The organism is Virgibacillus sp. MG-45 (assembly GCF_036409425.1).
Taxonomy (GTDB): domain Bacteria; phylum Bacillota; class Bacilli; order Bacillales; family Amphibacillaceae; genus LDC-1.
This window is the reverse complement of the sequence record NZ_JAXOFU010000001.1, coordinates 180083-199865: the sequence shown is the minus strand read 5'-3', so window position 1 is coordinate 199865 and position 19783 is coordinate 180083. Positions and strand designations below refer to the sequence as shown.

Genomic DNA, 19783 nt, shown 5'->3' with positions numbered 1-19783 from the left:
CTCATGGCTGAAAAAGACAAAGGTAGAGTAAAACCCGGTGAAGTTAGCAAAGAGAACACAACGAATACAAGTAAGAAAGATTCACGCTTAGAGGGACGTTCTGGCCCTAATAAAAATTCAAAATAACCGTTACAGTACCTGTCCAATTGGATGGGTGCTTTTTATTTTTAGAAAGCAGGGAGATGAGCTGCTATTATATAAGGGTAGATAATATGAAACAGCCTGTAGCTTTTTTAGACTACAGGCTGTTGTAAATAATTTAACGTTTTTCTTTATATGCCCTTGCATATTGGTCAGTAGCATAAATAGCATCGACGACATCGTCGGCAGTAATGTTAAATGCTTGGTGAATGGTTTCGCCCTCAACAGTTGCTGCTTCAGCGACTTTTCTAATATCTTCTTGTGATGCATTCTTTAATTTAAGGATGTGGTACTTATTGCGGGGAAAGGACACGAAACATATCAAATTATTAAGAATCAAACGATACCATTTGACGATGCAGAGCATGCACGAGAAAAGATTCAACAAAAACTTTATTGAATGTGGAGCTCTCTTTCAGCTAAGAGAGCTCCGTTTCCATGCTTTTTTGAACTTTTTTTAATAACTCGATAAGCTGACGTTGTTCATTTGCATCAAGTCCTAGAAACTGGGAGGCTTGAAATTGCTCTTGTTCTGGAACAATTTCTGCCATTAGGGATTTTCCCTCTTCTGTCAGAGAAATCGTTTTTGTTTTCCAATTTCGTTCTCGTGTAACCCAACCGAGCTTCTCCATTTTCGTGATTAATTGGGTGATGTTGCCCTTTGTAACAAAAAGCTTTTCGCCAAGCTCTTTTTGCGTAATGGCATGATGAACTCCCACTTGAATGAGTACATCAAATTGAGCACTCGTTAGTCCCCATTTTTTAAGGAAATCATTATTTTTCCGAATGCTATGGTTGTATACGCGCGAAAGACGAAACCAGAGCATTAAACCGAGCCGTTTTTCTTTTTGAGTTAAATTCCATACATCATTCATTTCTGTCATTATCCATAGCCTACTCTCCATGAGTTTTCTGTGATTACGTTTATTTAGACGGTAATGGCTTTAGCTTTGCCACAATTTGATGTCGCTGTGCTTCTAAAAATGGAGGAAGGGAGAGCTGCTCACCTAAATGCTCTAATGATTCGTCGATCATAAAACCTGGTCCATCTGTCGCTAGTTCAAATAAAATGCCATTTGGTTCACGAAAATATAGGGAACGAAAATAGTATCGATCAATGAAACCTGAACTTTGAAAGCCATCCTCCTCGATATGTGCAACCCATTGCTTTAGTTCTTCTTCTGTCTGAACACGGAATGCTACATGATGCACACCACCCCGACCTTGTCTTTCTTCAGGGAGATCCTTTCGTTCTTCCAGATGAATGGCTGTCCCGTTTCCACCTTGACCAGTTTCCAATACATGAATGATCGAATCAGGGTTATTGTTAGAGGAATAACTCCCAACAGCTCTATAACCCATCAGGTCAGTTAGCACTTGAAAAGTAGGCTCGTAATAGCGAACGGTTAATGTTACCGGTCCAAGGCCGATTATTGCAAATTCTTCGGGGATATCATTGTTAGACCAGGGCTTTCCACCTATTAGCCCTTTGTCATGCTCATCAGAAACTAATGTCATACGATGCCCCTCTGGATCACGGAAGGAGAGTACAGCATTGTGAAACTGGTTTGTAATCTCATCGTGATCTACGTTAAACTGCTCAAACCGATTTTTCCAAAATGTAAGTGCCTTATTTGATGCAACACGAAGTGATATATTGGAAATACTATTTGTCCCTGGATGATTGACAGCCAAATTTGGAATCTCAAAAAAAGTCAATTCTGTACCAGGGCTTCCTTTTTCATCACCATAAAACAGATGATAATTCGATGTATTATCTTGGTTAACCGTTTTTTTAACTAGACGAAGCCCTAATATATTTGTGTAGAAGTGTAAATTTTGTTCAGCGTTTGCAGTGAGTGAAGATATATGGTGAATTCCAGTTAATTGCATCGGAGTTCCTCCTCTTTGTGATAAGTTGAAGCATTGTTACTTGCAAAAAAATAAATGATTATGTATTATCAGTTTAGAGGTAAACTTAAAGGAAGTCAACTTCTATATCTATTTGGGGGGTGAAGGGGTGCGGTATTTTTTTCATAGAACTAAGCATTCAGCAGATACATTTATTTTATTCCATGGAACTGGGGGAAGAGAAACAGACTTGTTAAGGGTTGTAGGAAACGTAAATCCTTATTTTTCAGTATTCGGAATAAGAGGGAATGTGATCGAAAATGGGCAACGCAGATATTTTAAGCTATTAAAAGATGGTTCATTTGATAAAATCGATTTAAAAGCAATTACCCAAATTATGCTCCAATTTATAGAACAGAAATTGAAGGAATATCAGGCTGGAGAAACACGCCTTCATTTAATTGGCTATTCGAATGGGGCGAATATGGCTGTTAACCTGCTGCTTCATTCTCCTGAACATTTTCAAAGTGCGGTTCTGCTGCATCCAAGTGCTTCACCACATGCGATAAGTCATGCTAACTTGTCAAACGTACCTGTTTTTATCACTGCTGGGGCAACAGACCATATCGTTTCACCAGGAGAAGCTGTAACATTAAAAAGACAGTTAACGGAATCAGGTGCATCTGTATCATTATTTCTTACAGATGGTGGACATGAACTGCGTGAGTCGGAAGTTTCCGAGGTTACAAGCTGGTGGAATCATGGAATGCGCATTTAATAACCAAGGATGAGTCGACTATTTTCAGCTATTCTGTCTTGTTCTGCATATTACTAGTGGTGAAGAACAAAAAGAAATTCCAATTGGATATAGTTTTTAATAATTTAGTTTATCCAGTGATACCGCGAAAGTTGGATTTATTACAATATATTTAGGAGTGAGGCATATGAATCATTTAAAAGGAATTCATCATGTAACAGCAATGACAAGTAGCGCAGAAAAAAATTATACATTCTTTACGTATGTGCTTGGAATGCGATTAGTAAAGAAGACGGTAAATCAAGATGATATACGTACGTATCATTTGTTTTTCGCGGATGATAAAGGAAGTCCTGGAACAGACATAACATTCTTTGATTTTCCTAATGTGCAAAAAGGAAAACATGGAACGAATGAAATTTCGAAAACATCGTTTCGTGTACCTTCGGATGAGGCACTTACGTATTGGGAAAAACGTTTTGACCGATTACAGATAGCACATACAGGGATTCAAGAGCAGTTTGGTAAGAAGACGTTAGCGTTTAGTGATTTTGATGATCAGCATTATCAGCTAATTTCTGATTCGTTAAACAAGGGCGTTGCAGCAGGCACACCGTGGCAAAAGGGACCTATTCCTTTAGAGTACGCTATCACAGGGCTTGGTCCTGTTTTTGTACGAGTAGATAATTACGCTTTTTTCAAACAGATACTAGAGGAAGTTCTGTTATTTGAGGAAATTGCAAGTGAAGATTCATTTCATTTATTTGAGGTTGGAGAAGGAGGAAATGGTGCACAGGTTATCGTTGAGCATAATACAACAGCGCCGCATGCAATCCAAGGGTATGGGACCGTCCATCATGTTGCATTCCGAGTAGATAATCGAGCGGTATTAGACGAATGGACAGAAAGACTAAATCGATTTCGTTTACCTAATTCTGGTCATGTGGATCGGTTCTATTTTGAATCGTTATATGCGCGGGTAGCTCCACAGATTTTATTTGAGTTCGCAACTGATGGACCTGGGTTTACTGGGGATGAGCCATATGAAACGTTAGGCGAAAAGCTAGCCCTTCCACCTTTTTTAGAGTCGAAGCGGGAAGAAATTGAACAGATTGTTCGACCAATTGATACGACTCGAAGCACGAAGATTTTTGAGAAAGAGTACGAATAAGCCTTTATTACAAGGATTGCCACCATTTTAAGTGGCAATCCTTTTTTTGCATATTAAAGTTCTTCGATGATGAACTTATAATTGGTAGGTAAAAGTAAATCTGTATTTAGCGTTACAACATATTGTTCTGCTTCTTCTATCGTTTTAAAAACAAGCGCTTCTTCATTTTCAGAAACAGTTGCTTGCACACTGTTCTTTCCAACCGCAATGATTTTATACATTGTTTTCCCCCTATTTGTGTGGCTTAAAGCACAAAAAAACCGAAAAGGATGCTTTCCTTTTCGGCTTATGTCTTAGCGCAATTTGTCTAGACATTACCACCAATTTCTTCTTTTTCTAAGATAAACACAATATAACCAATATTCTTTTCGAAATCCCAATCAACAAAGACATCTTGAATCTTTTGTTGGAGAACATCTTCGATAAATTCTCTGTTTAGTAAATTCTTTTCTAATCTGCGTTTTGTTAATCGAAGCTGTTCACTAAATCCAGTTCGGATAAGTTCTTTTTCAATTAAAACTAGAATGTCTTCTCTTTTGGAGATAATGGTACGTTCATTTAATCTATATGAAACAATATTTCTTGGTGTTTTTTGAGCCTTTTTTGTAAAACGGGCAATTTCTTCATGTACTTTTTCCTTCGCATTATAGTCCAAGCTTACTTGTAATTTTTCTTCATTTTGGTTCTCTGTTAATTCTGCAAATATAATACCTGATTCTTTTTCTAAATCCCAATCATAATACAATTGTTGTACGGGCATTTGTAATTGGGTAGAAAGAAGAACTTTAAGCTCTGGCATTAATTCTTCCATCATAATATCTCGTGTTTCCTGCACTTTCACTAGACTGTTTTGCTTCAATAGAACTTGTTCCATCGGTGCCAGGAAATGCTGAAGATAGATGGTGATAAACTTGTTTCCTACAGAGACGTAAATGGTGCGAGGACCTTTACCAAAATACGAACGAAGTAATTTGCCTACAGAGCTTGAAATTTGTGATTCCAAGTTTTTCATATTCAATTGTTCATTCCTTTTATATAGGAAGGCACATTATATTGCATTCCCAGTTTTTAGTGTAACATTACCACAAATAGGTTCAAGCAAAACCTTTTATTTGATTTCAATTATTATTTTATAAAAGCGAGTAAGGGGAATCCAGAGGGGATTGTATGGGAAATCGTGATGGCGATTCACTCTTTTCTTACAGCCGAAACTGGTTCACTAAGAAGAGCAGGAAGAGATAAAAAGCCAAACTCCTTGTAGTTTGGCTTTTGCGAATGGGTAACTTATAAAATGTCGTCTATATTTTGCTGAGCTTCTTGTACTTGCTGACGGGTATCGTGAAGCGCTTCGTATGCTTGCTGGAAATGTGGATGATTGATTGCTGTTGTGCCATACGTTTGCTGGGCGTTTTTTAATTCCCCTTCTGCCTGATGTAGCTGCTCGTATGCTTGCTCTAATAGGGTTTTATTCGTTCCTTGTGCTTGTAAAATGGCATCCTGGGCTGCTTTTATTTTGCTGCTTACATGTTGAAGCTGTAATTGTAGCTTTTCCGTATTCAAATCGATCCCTCCTTAAGACGTGATAAAAATTAGTTTTCGCATGGAAGGGAATCGATATGTATCAATTTTTCTTGTAGCTATTCATTGTTTACGTATATTTAGTGAAAACTATAAAAAGAAAACAATTAATTGAGCCGCGATTGCAACAAAGATTAGTGCAAAAGGATAAGCAGCTGCATAAGCGATTGCCGGATCCTCTGAATCAATGAGTTGGTTTAATGCTCCAAGCCCTGGCGTACTCGTCATGCCACCTGAAAGCGCTCCTAGCGAATGAATGACACTCAGCTTAAAGATTTTTTTGGCAATGAAATATCCTACGATAATAGGGATAATAGTAATGAATGTTCCTCCAACCATCAGCTTTAGTCCTTCCGTTTGAATAACTTCAACTAAGCCTTGACCAGCTGTTGTCCCAGCACCAGCTAAAAACAATACAAGTCCTAGCTCACGAATAACGTGGTTCGATCGACCATAATAGCGTACATGAATAGGTCCTAGCTTACCAAAGTGTCCAATAATGAGTGCAACAAAAAGGGGACCACCAGCTATACCAAGTGTGATCGTTCCAAGCCCTGGGAGATGAATAGGCAGCATTCCGATCAAGATGCCAATTAACAACGTAATACTAATAGAAAAAATATGAATGTTAGTTACAGCAAGCTTTTTCCGCGTAAATAGTTTTTCCACTTCATCTAATCTGCTTTCACTGCTCACGATCGTTAGCACATCTCCTCGAAGCAATGGCATATTTGCATTTTGATTAAGCTCAATTCCTTCACGTTGAATCCGTGTCACCGTTGCTCCATAGTTTCTACGAAGCTTTAATTTTTTTATGCTTTTGCCGATTACGTCATCTGCATCAACGGTTATTTTTCGTAGTTGAATATTATCAGGATTATCTAAATGGGTGTCTACTTTTTCTCCAACATATGCTCCAAAAGCAATAAGCTCCCCTTGAACTCCAACTGTCACAAGTTCATCACCGAGTAATATGACAGTATCACGAAGCGCAATCATCGTATGCTCGTCCCGAATCACACGGCTAATGACAACCGATTTTTTACTGAAGGCTAGTTCTTTTAATGTTTTTTTATGAAGCGCAGCATTTGTCACCTTAAAGGTCATCACTTCTGGAGATTGCGCTGTCTTTATTGGATTATTTGTTTCCTCTAAATCCTTTTGCAGATCGACTTTCAGAAGGCGTGGTAAGAGCTGAACAAATAATACGACAGCAATTACACCAAAAGGATAAGCTATCCCATAACCAACAGAGGCTAAGGGATCGTTTGTTGCTTGAAGCGCTGCGGCAAGTCCGGGTGTGCTTGTAAGTGCACCTGTCATTAATCCAACGCTTAATGGCGCGGATAAGTGAAAGATTTTTGCAACGAGAATGGTCGTAACGACAGATACAATAACAATACAAAATGCAATCATTCCAAAAACGAGTCCATTCGAACGGAGCATCCGAAAAAAGCGCGGTCCAGCTTGTAATCCAATTGCCACAATGAATAAGCTAAGCCCTAAGTTTTGAATAATCGGGGAGACCTCGTAACCAAAATGACCGAAGACCATGGCAACTAGTAAAACACCAGCCGCTCCAAGACTAAGTCCTTTTATTTTTATTTGTCCAAGAGAAGAGCCTAGAAACAAGATCACAAATACTAAGATAAGTGGTTCATTAAGTAATTGAAGTATATCGTCCATTGTTTTCTCCTTTATCCCTTATGTAACTAGCGGAACCCATCTTCCAACTTGCCTATCAGGCAAAGATAAGAGGAAAAGTTTGGGATTAAACTGAAAGTTAATAGTCCAACTTCGTTTAACGAACAATCAGTGGGGATAAAAGAAAATCCACCGATTGAAGTTTTGTACAAAGCTTCTTCAAGTATAGTGTACTATAAGTATTTGGATTAAAACGGAAACAAGTAGAAAATTCACGATTTCTTCAATGATAACGTTTTCTATTAGGTAATATGCTCTCACTAATTAAAGATCGAATTAAGCACATAGTTCGATGGGGAAAGGTGTAAAATAATAGGAAGATGACTTTCTTTTTTCCTCTGATAGAAGTTTCATTTTCAGTAAAAAAAGTAGGGTGTCATACGCTATATGTTGGAGGTTTAAAAAATGAAGAATGAAGCATCAAATAAGGAAACGAACAGGAAGGATTTAAACACTGAGATGTCCTACAATGAAGCTAAGGAATGGATAGCGAAAACGACGGGTGGTCATGGAACATCGATTTATAGTGATACCGATGTAGCAGAAGTAAGAAAGCAAAATGCTAAATCAATGCAACAATCTAAAACAGAGTAACTTCATCTTGTAATTAAAATAGCTTACAAAGAAAATCTCAACCTTAGATTGCGAGGATAAATTCATGGATCATGAAAAAAATCACAAGCCTGTTATTTTATTAAATATAGATTCGCTTATGCCCCAAGCGTTAGAAACTGCTATCCAAACTGGACGAGCACCAGCGTTAAAGTTTTTAATGGAAAAGGGATATTATAGCAATGAGCTTGTAACCTCGTTTCCGACAATGTCTGTCACAATTGATACGAGCTTGCTTACAGGTACGTATCCAAATGAGCATAAAATTCCGGGTCTGCACTGGTTTGATACGACCTGGAATTCATTTGTAAATTACGGTACAGGTTTTCGAGAGACGATACGGATTGGTGCACGTCGTACCATACATAATATGCTGTATCGTTTGAATAATGTACATATGAATAAGGAAGTAACAACGATTCACGAGGAATTGGCCAAGCTAGAAATACCTACAGCGTCGATTAATTCGTTTGTTTATCGTGGGAATTTTCCGCGACAACTGCATGTACCACGGTTATTACGTCCATTTACACAACTAGAAGCTAGCACCCTGACACCATCCATTTTTTCGTTAGGTGTTTTTTCGCGAATACGCCCAAGAGGGATACCATTACAAATTACTGCAGGTAACTTCACATATGCTGCGCGTGAGCTTCGTTATTTGATCCAAGAAGAGAAGCTCCCTGGATTCACGTTTTGTATTTTCCAGGACATGGATGCAAGAATTCATTTAAAAGGCCCGTTTGATATGAAAGGGATTAAAAAAGTCGACAAAGAGATTAAAAAAATATTGGATATGTACGACAGCTGGGAAAATGCACTCGATGAAAATATATGGCTTGTTATTGGAGATAATGGGCACGCGGCGACAGGTTCGAAGCGTCGAAATGTTGTAATTGATTTAAGAAAGCTTCTATCAACATATAAACTTGCTCAAATTGAACGCCCAGTAAGGAAAAATGATCAGCTTGCAATTTGTGTAAATCAACGGATGGCTTATATTTATGTTCTAGACGAGGGGACTAAACTAAAAGCGGTTGCTAATTACTTGCATCGTGATCAACGAATTGATGTAATTGCTTGGCGTGAGAATGAATCGATTACGGTTATTTCTGGTGGAAAAAAGAATTCGCTTGTGTTCCAAAGGGGAGGAGATATAGAAGATAGGTATAAGCAATCATGGCGGATTTCGGGGGATTTAACATTACTTGATTTGACGATTAACGATTCAAAGCTTATTTACGGAGATTATCCTGATGCATTAGCAAGACTCTATGGTGCCTTATTTTCGCAGGAAGGAAGATTTCTAGTAGTTAATGCACAGTCGGGTTGTGAATTCAAAGCACAATCAACACCAACGCATTTAAGTGGTGCTGCTCATGGCTCATTAAATAAGCAAGAATCGCTTGTTCCGTTAATTATTACGGGCACAGAACAAACACCAACATATAATCGTATCATTGATTTAAAAGCATTTATATTAAAATTGCTCACCGAATAAAAGAACTAGTGTGAATCTGGAGAGTAGCTTGTTTGTTCCTTCTTACTTATGCTACGATGTGAACAAAATAGGAATAGGAGTGAAAAGGATGAAAGTTGGTATGATAGGGATCGGTGACATTGCAAAAAAAGCCTACCTTCCAGTGTTAACACAATTAAGTGGAATAGAATTACATGTTTATACGCGGAATGCACATACGCTACAGGAAGTTGCAGCACAATATCGTATTAAACATATTTACACATCATTTGAGGATTTGGTAAACAGTGGCGTAAAAGCAGTGTTTGTGCATTCATCTACCGAATCGCATGAAGCTATAATTGATAAACTATTGAATCATAATTTACATGTATATGTTGATAAGCCGATTACATACGATGGGCCTTCTTCCGAGCGGTTAATTCAAAAAGCAAAGGATAGAGGGCTCCTTTTAATGGTTGGATTTAATCGTCGTTTTGCACCGCCATATCAAGCATTAAAAGATGTGAAAGATCCTAATTTGCTTATTGTAGAAAAGCATCGTGGACACCAGGCTGCAGATCCTCGAACATTTATCTTCGATGATTTTATCCATGTGATTGATACGTTACTTTATTTATTTCCTTATTCAATAGAACATTACCGAGTACGTGCCAAACTGGCTGATAATCAACTTCATCATGTTATGTTGCAGTTAGAAGCAAAAGAAGGCACCGCTATTGGGATAATGAATCGGGAAGCAGGTACTACGGAGGAACAGGTAAAAATTTGTAGTACAACTGAAACGAGAACCGTTCGTAATATACGTGATGAAGCTAGCTTTCAAAATAAAACAATGACCTTAAAGGGAAGTGATGACTGGGAGCCAACTTTATATAAACGAGGCTTTCACCATATTGTCGAGTGCTTTCTACATAAGGTTAGAACGGAAACGATTCAACCAAAAGACTATGCAGAAGACTTAGAACGGCACCTTGTCGCGGAATTAGTTGTAAATGCTATTCATGAAAAGAATTCTGAATTTAGTTAAGGGAGGTATGGAGGTTGTTTGAAGCATCTAAAGTAAAATTGAGGAAAATGTCGCTAGAGGATATCCCGCTTTATCATGCTTGGCGAAACGATACATCGATGATGCAATCTACGAGTCTATCTTTAGATGTTTATGATATCGAAGAGACCACACAGTTCGTCGAAAATATTATGCTTGGACAAGCGAGCGCGAAAACCAATATCATATTATGCATTCCGGGAAATGAACCTCCATCGAGTATCTTTACGTGTGTTTTCTTTCAATAACCGGGCGATTCAATTATATCAAAAGCTAGGATTTGTCCAGGAAGGAACGGCTAGGCAGAGTTTGTTTAGAGCTGGAAACTGGCATGACATTGTTTTTATGGGGTTATTGCAAGAAGAGTATGTTGATTGATTAAACGAAGAAGTCAATATTTGCAGATTGTAATTATTGTAAAGTGGGTGAAAGAATGACATTACAACTTCATTATCCATGCAGTGGTATGCAAAGAAAGCTTGGTACTTACACTCATAATGGTATGACATTGGAATATTCTATTGTAGGAGAGGGAAATGAGCCCATACTTGTAATGCATGGTGGGCACTCAAACTGCATGGAAGCGTTTGGTTATGAAGCTTTAATTGAAGAAGGTTACTCGCTTATTACTCCCTCAAGGGCAGGGTATGGAAATACTTCTCGAGAAATTGGAAAAAGTTTAGAAACAGCTGCACAATATTATTTAAATCTATTAGATTATCTGGGGCATGAAAAAACGCATCTTCTTTGTATGTCAGCAGGAGGTCCAAGCGGGATTTATCTTGCTTATAAATATCCTAAGCGGTTTAAAACTATTACGTTACAAAGTGCGGTTTCGAAAGTTTGGCATCAAAAAGGTGACATGCTTTATAAAACTGCTAAAATATTGTTTCATCCAAAAACGGAACGACTGACTTGGAGGATGATTGCAGTTCTTAATGCTTGTGCTCCACACTATTTATTCCAGCAAATGTGGAGTTCTTTTAGCCTTGTACCATATCAACAAATCAAAAGCGAAATAGAGAAGTCAGATATTGAAGCATTTAAAAAAATGAACCAACGCCAGCGCTCATATGAGGGATTTATGATAGATATTGATCAAACGAAAGATATTACGTTAGAACTTTTGCAATGCATTACGACACCTACGCTTATTATGCATAGTGAACAGGATGCAGCAGTGCCAATCGAACATGCTTATCATGCCCATCGTCATATAAACTCGTCGGAATTACTTGTACTTAATTCTCCAGGGCATCTAATCTGGATTGGAAAGGGAAGTAAAGAAGTCACCAATAAATATGTAGGTTTCTTGGAGAAGCATCGGATAAGAAAGTAAGTATAAAAGGTGATTTTTCAATCCATAATCTTCATACGATGGCATACTATAAATATATGTAAAGTCACTCTTATTTGTACAGTGGCTTTTTTTATATAAAATGAGTGAATATGCCTTCCCCTTTATATAAAAAATATATTGTTATATCTACTGTTGTTGGTACATGCACGAAATCAAGAAAAATTGAAAATCATGAAATGACACATTTCAGACGAAAATAAAAAGTATATCCGAGAGAACTTCAGCTATAATAAAAATATAAAGTATGTTCAAAATTTCACAAAGGTGGAGGAGATCTTATGAAGAATGTATTTATACTTGGTGGAACAGGTTTATTAGGTTATCATACAACGAGAGAGTTATTGAAGCGTGGCTATACAGTTTCAACGGTTTCATTGCCACCGATGCCTAGTGCGGAATTATTACCTCCTGAGGTTGAATGTGAGCTCGGTGATATTAATGAAATGAGTGATGATAAGATACTTGCATTATTAAAAGGAAAAGAAATGTTTATTTATGCGGCGGGTGCAGATGAACGAATTGTTCCAGATGCGCCAGCAGTGCGTTTTTTCTATGAGCAAAACGTGTTACCTACGCAGCGGTTAGCAAGACTAGCACGTCAAGCAGGTGTGAAGCGTTTTGTGCTTTATGGTTCTTACTTTGCCCACTTTGCAGAAAAATGGCCAGAATTTAAATTGGCAACCGACCAAGCTTATCCAAGAACTAGATTGCTACAGGAAGAAGTAGCGATATTAGAAGGCGAAGGTAAAATGGACGTAATGACCTTGCGTTTGCCGTATATTTTTGGAACAATGCCTGGACGCACACCATTATGGAAAATGTTCCTTCCACAAATTCAAGGAAAGGAATTTGTTCCTGTATTAGGTGGAGGTACGGCAATGGTTACAGTCAAGCAAGTTGCGGAGGCAACCATCGGGGCATTAGAATTCGGGAAGCACGGTGAAAAGTATGCCATTTCCGATACAAATATGAAGTATCAAGCATTTTTCGAGTTGATTGCCGATGTACTAGGGCAAAAAGATACAGTTGTTCAAGTGGTTCCATTAGAGAAAATGAAGCCTGCCTATGCGAAAAGGGATGAACAAGCGGCAGAAGCAGGGAAGGAGCATGCAATTCATGCTGCTGTAACAGCGGATCTTCAAAACCGGGATGCATACATTGACCCGAATGATACGATGCCAATACTAAAATATAACAAAGATGATGTAAAGGCTTCGATTATTGAAACGATAAAATCATGCATAGAATAAATGATTGCAAAGACTATGGTTCTCGAGATGGATAGCAAGATCTAACTTCAAGCCTAAAAGATAAAGGTATACAAACGGAAAATGTCCAGTTCTTTTCTATTAGAAAAAAGCGTCTGATTGAATTTTCGCGTGATAAGGTCAAACTCCCCTCCAACCCATGGAGGGTTTTGTTTTATGAAGGGACGATTTAATTGGTGGAATAATGTGTATTTTCTCAATAAATGCAGAAATTTGTTTTCTTATTACGATATTTAGTATATGATTAAAATTGAAAAAATATGGGGGAGTGAGAGATTATGGATGAAAGAACGACAAGTGATGATCGTTTATTTGCAATGTTAATTTATCTTGTTAGTTTATTTGTTCCAATAATTGGACCGCTTATCATTTGGATGATCAAACGTGATGAATCAGAGTTCGTGGATTATCATGGAAAGGAATATTTTAATTTCTTTATCTCATTTGCCATTTATTCTTTTATTAGCGGAATATTAATACTGGTTTTGATTGGAATTCTTTTAATATTTATTGTTGGTGCGTTAGCATTAATTTTTACACTCATCGCATTGTTTAAGGCATATAATGGAGAGCGTTATCGAATTCCACTTGTTTTTCGTTTAATTAAGTAAATATGTATTCTAAAAAGAGGAAGCTACCATTTTAAACATCATTTTTATGGTAGCTTCTCATTTTTATTGGAAATTACACGGCTATCTTTTATTCTCCTAAATCAACATTATGGTAGACTTGCTGCACATCCTCTAGATCCTCTAAAGCATCGACAAGCTTCTCGAATTGCTCTTTATCCGCTGGTGACAGATTGACCTCGTTTTGTGCGAGCATCGTTAATTCTGCAACTGTGAAATCGGTTATATCAATCTTGCGGAATACTTGTTGAATGGCATGGAATTGGTCTGGCTCCGCATAGATGATAACATGGTCTTCTTCCTCTGAAATATCTCGTACATCGATATCATTATCTAACAATAATTCAAATACATCATCAGAAGACTTTCCTTCTACACCAAACACAGCTACATGATCAAACATATAAGCAACTGAACCACTGACCCCCATGTTTCCGCCGTTTTTCCCAAAGGTAGAACGGACTTCAGATGCAGTTCGATTTACATTGTTTGTTAGTGTATCTACAATTAGCATCGATCCATTTGGACCAAACCCTTCATATCGGAGCTCATCATAGCTTTCTTCAGATCCACCTTTTGCTTTTTCAATGGCACGATCGATGATGGATTTCGGTACACTATATGTTTTTGCACGCTCTAGAACGACTTTTAAAGCTTGATTCGACTCAGGATCTGGCTCGCCTTGCTTGGCAGCTACGTAAATTTCTCGTCCGAATTTTGCATAGATGCGACTTGTATTTGTATCCTTCGATGCTTTCTTTTCTTTAATATTTTGCCATTTTCGGCCCATAATGAACACTCGCTTCCCGTTTCTTTCAAATCTACATTAAAAATAGTAATACAAAACGTTCCATTTGTTCAACATTTTTTTATTAAAGAGATCTAGATAACTACCATTCATGTTTTAAATTAAGAGGCCGATATAAAGGGGGAGTTGGAAAGGAGTTTTTAGATGCGAAATATTTTAAATGTATTTTCAAAGAGAAAAAAACCTGCAGATGAAAAGATAAGGAAACAGCCTTCGGAAAAGAAACAAGAGAAGGTTGCTTTACGAAAAGGAGAAATTGGGGAGTATAAAATAGATATACAATTAAGTCAGCTGCCAAAGGAATATCGATATATAAATGATTTGATGATCGAAAATAAAAAGTCTATTTCTGGCTATTCACAAATTGATCATCTCGTTTTGACTCCTTATGGAATTTTTGTCATTGAAACGAAAAACTATCAGGGAACCATTTATGGAGAAAAAGATAAAAAAACATGGCTTGTGAACGGAAAGTTTAAAATGCTGAATCCAATCGTTCAAAACTATGGGCATATCAAAGCAATGAAGCCATGGATTGATAATAAATTCTATTCTAGCTTTTATTCGATTGTCACGTTTACTAAAAGATGTACATTAAAAATTGATCAATCGCTAAGAGAAATTACAGCAAATGAGATGGTTATATATGATATTTATTTGACTGAAACAATAACGAGAAAAATTTCACGAGCAAAGCTATTACATAAAGAAGCTATACTAAGTAATGAGGATATAAACGAAATTTTTCAAGCACTTTCAAATGTAAACATTACGGATCCAGAAAAAAGAATGGAGCATAATGCTGCGATTAAAAAAAATAGAAAGGCAAACGAAAGAACGAGTACTGCAAAATGTGCTATATGTAATAAAAGCGTTTCTGAAAAAGTGGAAAAGTATTGTCAATCGAATGCAAAATATAATGGAGAGATTTATTGTTATGCGCACCAAAAAGGATTTTAGACCATTTTTGAAATCACGGTTAGTTTTCAAGCATATTTATCAATAGTTTAGCTGTTTTGGTTTACAATAAATATAGGGAAGCATGTTGCTTTCTAGATAAGTTGATTTAGAGCAGTACGGTGAGGAATACAATATCTATGAAGGAGTTGGATGTTTATGGATATGACAATTAAGTGGGATGGAAAAATGGCGTTTTCGGGAGATACCCCTTCTGGACATGAAATAAAAATGGATGCATCTCCAGATGTCGGTGGTGAAAATGGTGGATCACGTCCAACGGAGCTACTATTAAATGCGGTAGCTGGTTGCACAGGGATGGATATTATCTCGATTTTAAATAAGATGCGTTTGGATCCTTCATCCTTTCAAATGGATGTAACAAGTGAGCGGGCGGATGATCATCCAAAGCGTTTTACAGCGATTCATATTCATTATGCATTAGAGGGTGATTTGCCAGAGGATAAAGTTGCTCGGGCAGTACAGTTATCTAAGGATAAATATTGTTCTGTTGCCCATTCGTTAAGTGCGAAAATGACAGCTAGCTATTCGATTAATGGCGTAAAAGGTAACGTATCCATTTAACATTAATAAGGTGTTTCATATAAGACGTTTCTCCATATCTGGGGGAGCGTTTTTTATTGACAGTGCTACAGCACATTGGAAATTTGATTGCATATGCTATGTATTAAGTATGACATCCTTTTCATTCGGAGGTAGTGTGCATGCAGTACGCGAACTTAGTATATCACCCATATCCATTCATTTTAGAGCCTATTTATGTTCATCCTCTTTCATTTGCATATCCACATGATGCCTACATACCTTCTACTCGACAATATCCACCAGTTGATCCTACGATTTTTTCAAAATCAGCTCAATCCTTTGAGCCTTTAATGGTGGATGCCAAGCGAATCGTTGAAAAGATCTCAGTTTCAACTGATTTTGCCAGAGACGTCATGAAGGCAGCACAGGAAAGTGATAAAAAGACTGTGCAGCGTCTTATTAAATCAACCGGTATAAGCTCCCGTTCGGTAATTGACTATAATCCAGATGGGATAAATATTCGACTGGAAGCAGATATAGGCGAAGTAGAGTGCTGTAAGCTGACAATGGCTATTCGCTGGCGATAATGAAGTTACTCCCAATTAAAAAATGAAAAATCGGATTCTGTTTTATAAAAAATTAGTCAAGCTACCAAGCATTGAGATTGGTGCATATAACAATAAAAAAAGAATCGTTATCCCGCTGTTGCAAAGGACGATTCTTATGTTTGATCTTATAAATAAGGTCTTTTTTATTTTTCGTTTTTCTTGTTCGTAAGTCTAACTCAGCATAAGGGCTTCGCATCAATTCTGGGTCAAGTCTTCCTTCTCTTACCCGTTTCTTTCGTGTTTTTGCTGCTTTTGATCTAGCCAATGTATGCACGCTCCTTTTTCATTTTAAAGCTATTATACACGAAAAAAGCAATGATTCCTGCCTTTTTATGCAATTGATCACCTATGTTATATAAAATGATCTTCGAGAACCATTTATTATCCTAAATGAAGTTTTATTTTATTGAAACTTTTATTTAATTGCTGCGTATTACAAGTAAGAAAGTCTTTCTGAATTCTGGTATGATAGTAAAAGGGAATTATAGAATTGTTTAGGAGGAACAGTATTGGATTTTAATGGAAACATCAACGTTACGCAGTTACATAAAATGAAACGAGTAGGCAAGCGAATAGGCTTTATAGTAGCCATTTTGCTCGCATTAATTATTATTGCCCTGATTTCCTTCCAGTGGGTTACTGATTATATTTGGATGGATTCACTCGGCTTTAGTAACGTATTTACAACTATTTTTTCTAGTAAAATCATGCTTGGTGTAGCAGGCTTCATTTTGTTTGCGATAGTCAGTTACTTTACCTTGTTTTGGATTCGCCGCTCGTATATGACTCATTTAGGCCCGCAGAAGGTTCCACCAGTAATCCAATATCGTAAACCGAGCACGCTTATTATGCTTGGAATTGCGCTATTTCTTGGATTAATTGGTAGTATGATCGTTCAAGGGGTTGGTTGGGAGCCGGCTTTAAAAGTATTAAATTATGCTTCCTTTGGGAAGACGGATCCATATTTTAACATGGATATATCTTTTTATATTTTCGTCCTACCATTTGTGGAATTTATTTTGTATGTATTGCTAGGTTTAAGTATTTTTTTCCTGTTTATTGAAATTGGAGCATACTCTGTTTTTAATATGTACTTAAAGAGTAGATCCGCTCAGTTTCATTTAGGTATAACATTAGCAGTTATTGGTGTGTTATTAGCAGGTCTTCATTTGCTTGCACCTTATGGTACGTTGCTAACAAACAGTGTGAATATCTTTCAGGATAGTGTTGTTCATGGATTAAGCTATACGGATAAAGTAATCAATATTCCGAAGGCTTATATATTAGCGGCAGTGGCGATTATTGGAACGATTTGGATGATTGTTTCACTTGTTCGTGGCAAGCTACATGCAATGGTAGTGCCGGTAATTGCATATGTAGGCTTAGTCATCGTTGGGCAGGCGGCTTCGATTGTCGTGCAAAACTTTATTGTGTCACCAAATGAATTTACCAAAGAGAAGCCCTATTTAGAGCATAATTTGAATTTCACCCGAGCTGCCTATGATCTAGATAACATTAAGGAAAAGGAACATCCAGGTAATCATTCTTTAGATGAAGCGATGGTAGAGCGGAACGCGTTGACAGTCAATAATGTAAGAATTAATGACTCGCGACCATTACTTGATATTTATAATCAGCTTCAGACGTTTCGAACGTATTATAAGTTTAATGATATCGATATCGATCGCTATCAAATTGATGGAAAGTATGAACAGGTTTTTGTTGGTGTTCGGGAAATGAATACGGATAGTCTTCCAGATCAAGCAAAGACTTGGAGAAACCGCACGTTACGCTATACACATGGCTATGGAGTGGCAATGAGTCATGTGAATAAAGTAACCTCACAGGGACAGCCGGAATATATGTTGAAAAACCTGCCGCCAGAAGGCGTGATGGATGTAAAACGTCCGCAAATTTACTTTGGGGAAGAGTCCTATCCGAACGTGGTAGTAAACTCAAAGGTGGATGAATTTGACTATCCATCTGGTGATGAGAACCAGACAAATCGTTATGAAGCGAAAGCGGGTATTCCATTAAAAGGAATAAACCGATTTTTGTTCGCGATTCATGAAGGCTCTTTCCGTATGTTAATTTCCGATCAGGTAACAGAGGAAAGTCAGCTATTAGCGACGAGGAATATTAAGGATCGTGTAAAACGTATTGCACCATTCTTTAAATATGACAAGGATCCATATATCTTCGTTCGCGAGGATGGAAGCTTGGCGTGGATGCTCGATGCATATTTATCTGCTGATAACTATCCTTATTCAGAGCCACATAAAGGAAATGAAAGCTATGTGCGAAACTCTGTGAAGGTTGTCGTTGATGCCTATACGGGTGAAGTGAGCTTTTATGTGGTTGACGGAAAGGATCCATTGCTGCAAACATATATGAACATCTTCCCAGATATGTTTACAACGAAAATACCTGCTGATGTGCAAGCGCATTTCCGTTATCCAGAGGAGCTATTCAAAATCCAAGCAGCAATGTATGGTACGTATCACATGTCTAATTTAGAAATTTTCTATAATCGGGAAGACTATTGGCAATTCCCGACAGAGAAATATTTTAATAAGGATATTCAAATGGAGCCATATTATATGACGATGAAGCTACCAGAATATGATGAAGAAGAATTTATCCTTATGATGCCATACACGCCAAAAAAACGGCAGAACATGATTTCATGGATGGGTGTACGAAATGATGGAGAAAATTATGGCGAGATTTTCGTTTACCGTTTTCCAAAGCAGAAAAATATTTATGGACCACAGCAAATTGAAAATCGAATTAACCAGGATAGTGTGATTTCACAGCAATTAAACTTATGGTCACAAGGTGGATCTAAGGTGATTCGTGGTAATTTGCTAGCTATTCCGATTGAGGATACGGTGCTTTATGTAGAACCGGTTTATATCGAGTCGTCCAATGAAACATCGCTTCCTGAAGTAAAGCAAGTGATCATGGCTTATGAGGATCATATTGTAATGGAAGAAACCTTTGATAAGTCATTACAAAAAATCCTTGATTTAATAAACCCAGATCGTAATGGTACGACAGAACAAAAGCCTCCTCAAAAGGATGAAGGGGAAGATTCACAGGAACAAACAGATCCGATTCTTGGTGCAGAAGATGTGTTGCGGGAGCTTTCACAGCAATTTGAGGCTTATCGTGAGGCAATGGCTGAAGGGGATTGGAAAAAAGCGGGCGAAATCATGGAAGCAATTGAAGCTCGTTTAAATGAAGTAGAATAAGTAATAAGCTA

22 protein-coding genes and 1 pseudogene are annotated in these 19783 nt (G+C 37.5%); 14 read left to right on the top strand and 9 right to left on the bottom strand.

What is annotated here, in order from left to right; all coding sequences use genetic code 11:
• Positions 1–3 precede the first annotated feature (3 nt).
• Positions 4–126: a hypothetical protein gene (locus tag SPK86_RS01040; protein WP_284139384.1), complete on the top strand. Its 123-nt coding sequence runs from the start codon at positions 4–6 to the stop codon at positions 124–126.
• Positions 127–259: 133 nt separating this feature from the next.
• Here the strand turns inward: SPK86_RS01040 and SPK86_RS01035 are convergent, their stop codons facing one another.
• The 3 genes from SPK86_RS01035 to SPK86_RS01025 form a co-directional block, all read right to left on the bottom strand.
• Positions 260–454, bottom strand: coding sequence for a hypothetical protein (locus SPK86_RS01035; protein WP_443089740.1), 195 nt, complete (start codon positions 452–454; stop codon positions 260–262).
• A gap of 106 nt (positions 455–560) precedes the next feature.
• Positions 561–1016, bottom strand: coding sequence for a MarR family winged helix-turn-helix transcriptional regulator (locus SPK86_RS01030; protein WP_330948585.1), 456 nt, complete (start codon positions 1014–1016; stop codon positions 561–563).
• Between the two features lie 49 nt (positions 1017–1065).
• A complete protein-coding gene (locus SPK86_RS01025) occupies positions 1066–2034 on the bottom strand; it encodes a ring-cleaving dioxygenase (protein WP_330948486.1) in 969 nt (322 codons plus the stop codon).
• Between the two features lie 127 nt (positions 2035–2161).
• Between SPK86_RS01025 and SPK86_RS01020 the strand changes: the two genes are divergently transcribed.
• Positions 2162–2770 (top strand): alpha/beta hydrolase, encoded by a 609-nt coding sequence (locus tag SPK86_RS01020; protein WP_330948485.1) that lies wholly within the window; start codon positions 2162–2164, stop codon positions 2768–2770.
• Positions 2771–2936: 166 nt separating this feature from the next.
• Positions 2937–3920 carry a ring-cleaving dioxygenase gene (locus tag SPK86_RS01015; protein ID WP_284139380.1) on the top strand — a complete coding sequence of 328 codons (984 nt, stop codon included), beginning with the start codon at positions 2937–2939 and terminating at the stop codon, positions 3918–3920.
• A 53-nt stretch (positions 3921–3973) separates the two neighbouring features.
• Here SPK86_RS01015 and SPK86_RS01010 read toward each other — a convergent pair whose 3' ends face one another.
• The 4 genes from SPK86_RS01010 to SPK86_RS00995 all read right to left on the bottom strand — a co-directional run bounded on the left by SPK86_RS01010 (position 3974) and on the right by SPK86_RS00995 (position 7184).
• Positions 3974–4141: a hypothetical protein gene (locus SPK86_RS01010; protein WP_330948484.1), complete on the bottom strand. Its 168-nt coding sequence runs from the start codon at positions 4139–4141 to the stop codon at positions 3974–3976.
• 86 nt (positions 4142–4227) lie between these two features.
• Complete coding sequence (locus tag SPK86_RS01005; RefSeq protein WP_330948584.1) at positions 4228–4932, bottom strand: Na-translocating system protein MpsC family protein; 705 nt, start codon at positions 4930–4932, stop codon at positions 4228–4230.
• Positions 4933–5204: 272 nt separating this feature from the next.
• Positions 5205–5480 carry a hypothetical protein gene (locus SPK86_RS01000; RefSeq protein WP_330948483.1) on the bottom strand — a complete coding sequence of 92 codons (276 nt, stop codon included), beginning with the start codon at positions 5478–5480 and terminating at the stop codon, positions 5205–5207.
• Positions 5481–5588: 108 nt separating this feature from the next.
• Entirely contained in the window at positions 5589–7184 is a 1596-nt protein-coding gene (locus SPK86_RS00995; RefSeq protein ID WP_330948482.1) for an aspartate:alanine exchanger family transporter, read from the bottom strand.
• A 423-nt stretch (positions 7185–7607) separates the two neighbouring features.
• Here SPK86_RS00995 and SPK86_RS00990 point away from each other — a divergent pair, with 423 nt between their 5' ends.
• From SPK86_RS00990 to SPK86_RS00955, 7 genes and pseudogenes are all read left to right on the top strand, one after another.
• Positions 7608–7796 carry a gamma-type small acid-soluble spore protein gene (locus SPK86_RS00990; RefSeq protein WP_330948481.1) on the top strand — a complete coding sequence of 63 codons (189 nt, stop codon included), beginning with the start codon at positions 7608–7610 and terminating at the stop codon, positions 7794–7796.
• A 64-nt stretch (positions 7797–7860) separates the two neighbouring features.
• Entirely contained in the window at positions 7861–9315 is a 1455-nt protein-coding gene (locus SPK86_RS00985; protein ID WP_330948480.1) for an alkaline phosphatase family protein, read from the top strand.
• Between the two features lie 88 nt (positions 9316–9403).
• The gene (locus SPK86_RS00980; protein ID WP_284139374.1) at positions 9404–10324 is read left to right on the top strand and encodes a Gfo/Idh/MocA family protein; all 921 of its coding nucleotides are present in this window, start codon (positions 9404–9406) and stop codon (positions 10322–10324) included.
• 47 nt (positions 10325–10371) lie between these two features.
• A pseudogene (locus SPK86_RS15165) lies at positions 10372–10720 on the top strand (GNAT family N-acetyltransferase).
• A gap of 88 nt (positions 10721–10808) precedes the next feature.
• Positions 10809–11681 (top strand): alpha/beta fold hydrolase, encoded by an 873-nt coding sequence (locus tag SPK86_RS00965; RefSeq protein ID WP_284139636.1) that lies wholly within the window; start codon positions 10809–10811, stop codon positions 11679–11681.
• A gap of 299 nt (positions 11682–11980) precedes the next feature.
• The gene (locus tag SPK86_RS00960) at positions 11981–12952 is read left to right on the top strand and encodes an NAD-dependent epimerase/dehydratase family protein (protein ID WP_284139373.1); all 972 of its coding nucleotides are present in this window, start codon (positions 11981–11983) and stop codon (positions 12950–12952) included.
• A 296-nt stretch (positions 12953–13248) separates the two neighbouring features.
• Positions 13249–13581, top strand: coding sequence for a DUF4870 domain-containing protein (locus tag SPK86_RS00955; RefSeq protein WP_284139372.1), 333 nt, complete (start codon positions 13249–13251; stop codon positions 13579–13581).
• Between the two features lie 88 nt (positions 13582–13669).
• On the opposite strand, the gene SPK86_RS00950 is transcribed toward SPK86_RS00955, so the two are convergent.
• On the bottom strand, positions 13670–14389 hold the full coding sequence (locus SPK86_RS00950) for a YebC/PmpR family DNA-binding transcriptional regulator (protein ID WP_284139371.1): 720 nt from the start codon (positions 14387–14389) through the stop codon (positions 13670–13672).
• 162 nt (positions 14390–14551) lie between these two features.
• Between SPK86_RS00950 and SPK86_RS00945 the strand changes: the two genes are divergently transcribed.
• The 3 genes from SPK86_RS00945 (at position 14552) to SPK86_RS00935 (ending at position 16497) form a co-directional block, all read left to right on the top strand.
• On the top strand, positions 14552–15367 hold the full coding sequence (locus SPK86_RS00945) for a nuclease-related domain-containing protein (RefSeq protein WP_330948478.1): 816 nt from the start codon (positions 14552–14554) through the stop codon (positions 15365–15367).
• A gap of 156 nt (positions 15368–15523) precedes the next feature.
• Positions 15524–15949, top strand: coding sequence for an OsmC family protein (locus SPK86_RS00940; RefSeq protein WP_284139369.1), 426 nt, complete (start codon positions 15524–15526; stop codon positions 15947–15949).
• Between the two features lie 140 nt (positions 15950–16089).
• Complete coding sequence (locus SPK86_RS00935; protein WP_284139368.1) at positions 16090–16497, top strand: hypothetical protein; 408 nt, start codon at positions 16090–16092, stop codon at positions 16495–16497.
• Positions 16498–16558: 61 nt separating this feature from the next.
• On the opposite strand, the gene SPK86_RS00930 is transcribed toward SPK86_RS00935, so the two are convergent.
• Positions 16559–16783: a hypothetical protein gene (locus tag SPK86_RS00930; RefSeq protein ID WP_284139367.1), complete on the bottom strand. Its 225-nt coding sequence runs from the start codon at positions 16781–16783 to the stop codon at positions 16559–16561.
• A 244-nt stretch (positions 16784–17027) separates the two neighbouring features.
• Here SPK86_RS00930 and SPK86_RS00925 point away from each other — a divergent pair, with 244 nt between their 5' ends.
• On the top strand, positions 17028–19772 hold the full coding sequence (locus SPK86_RS00925) for a UPF0182 family membrane protein (protein WP_330948477.1): 2745 nt from the start codon (positions 17028–17030) through the stop codon (positions 19770–19772).
• The last annotated feature ends 11 nt before the right edge of the window (positions 19773–19783 follow it).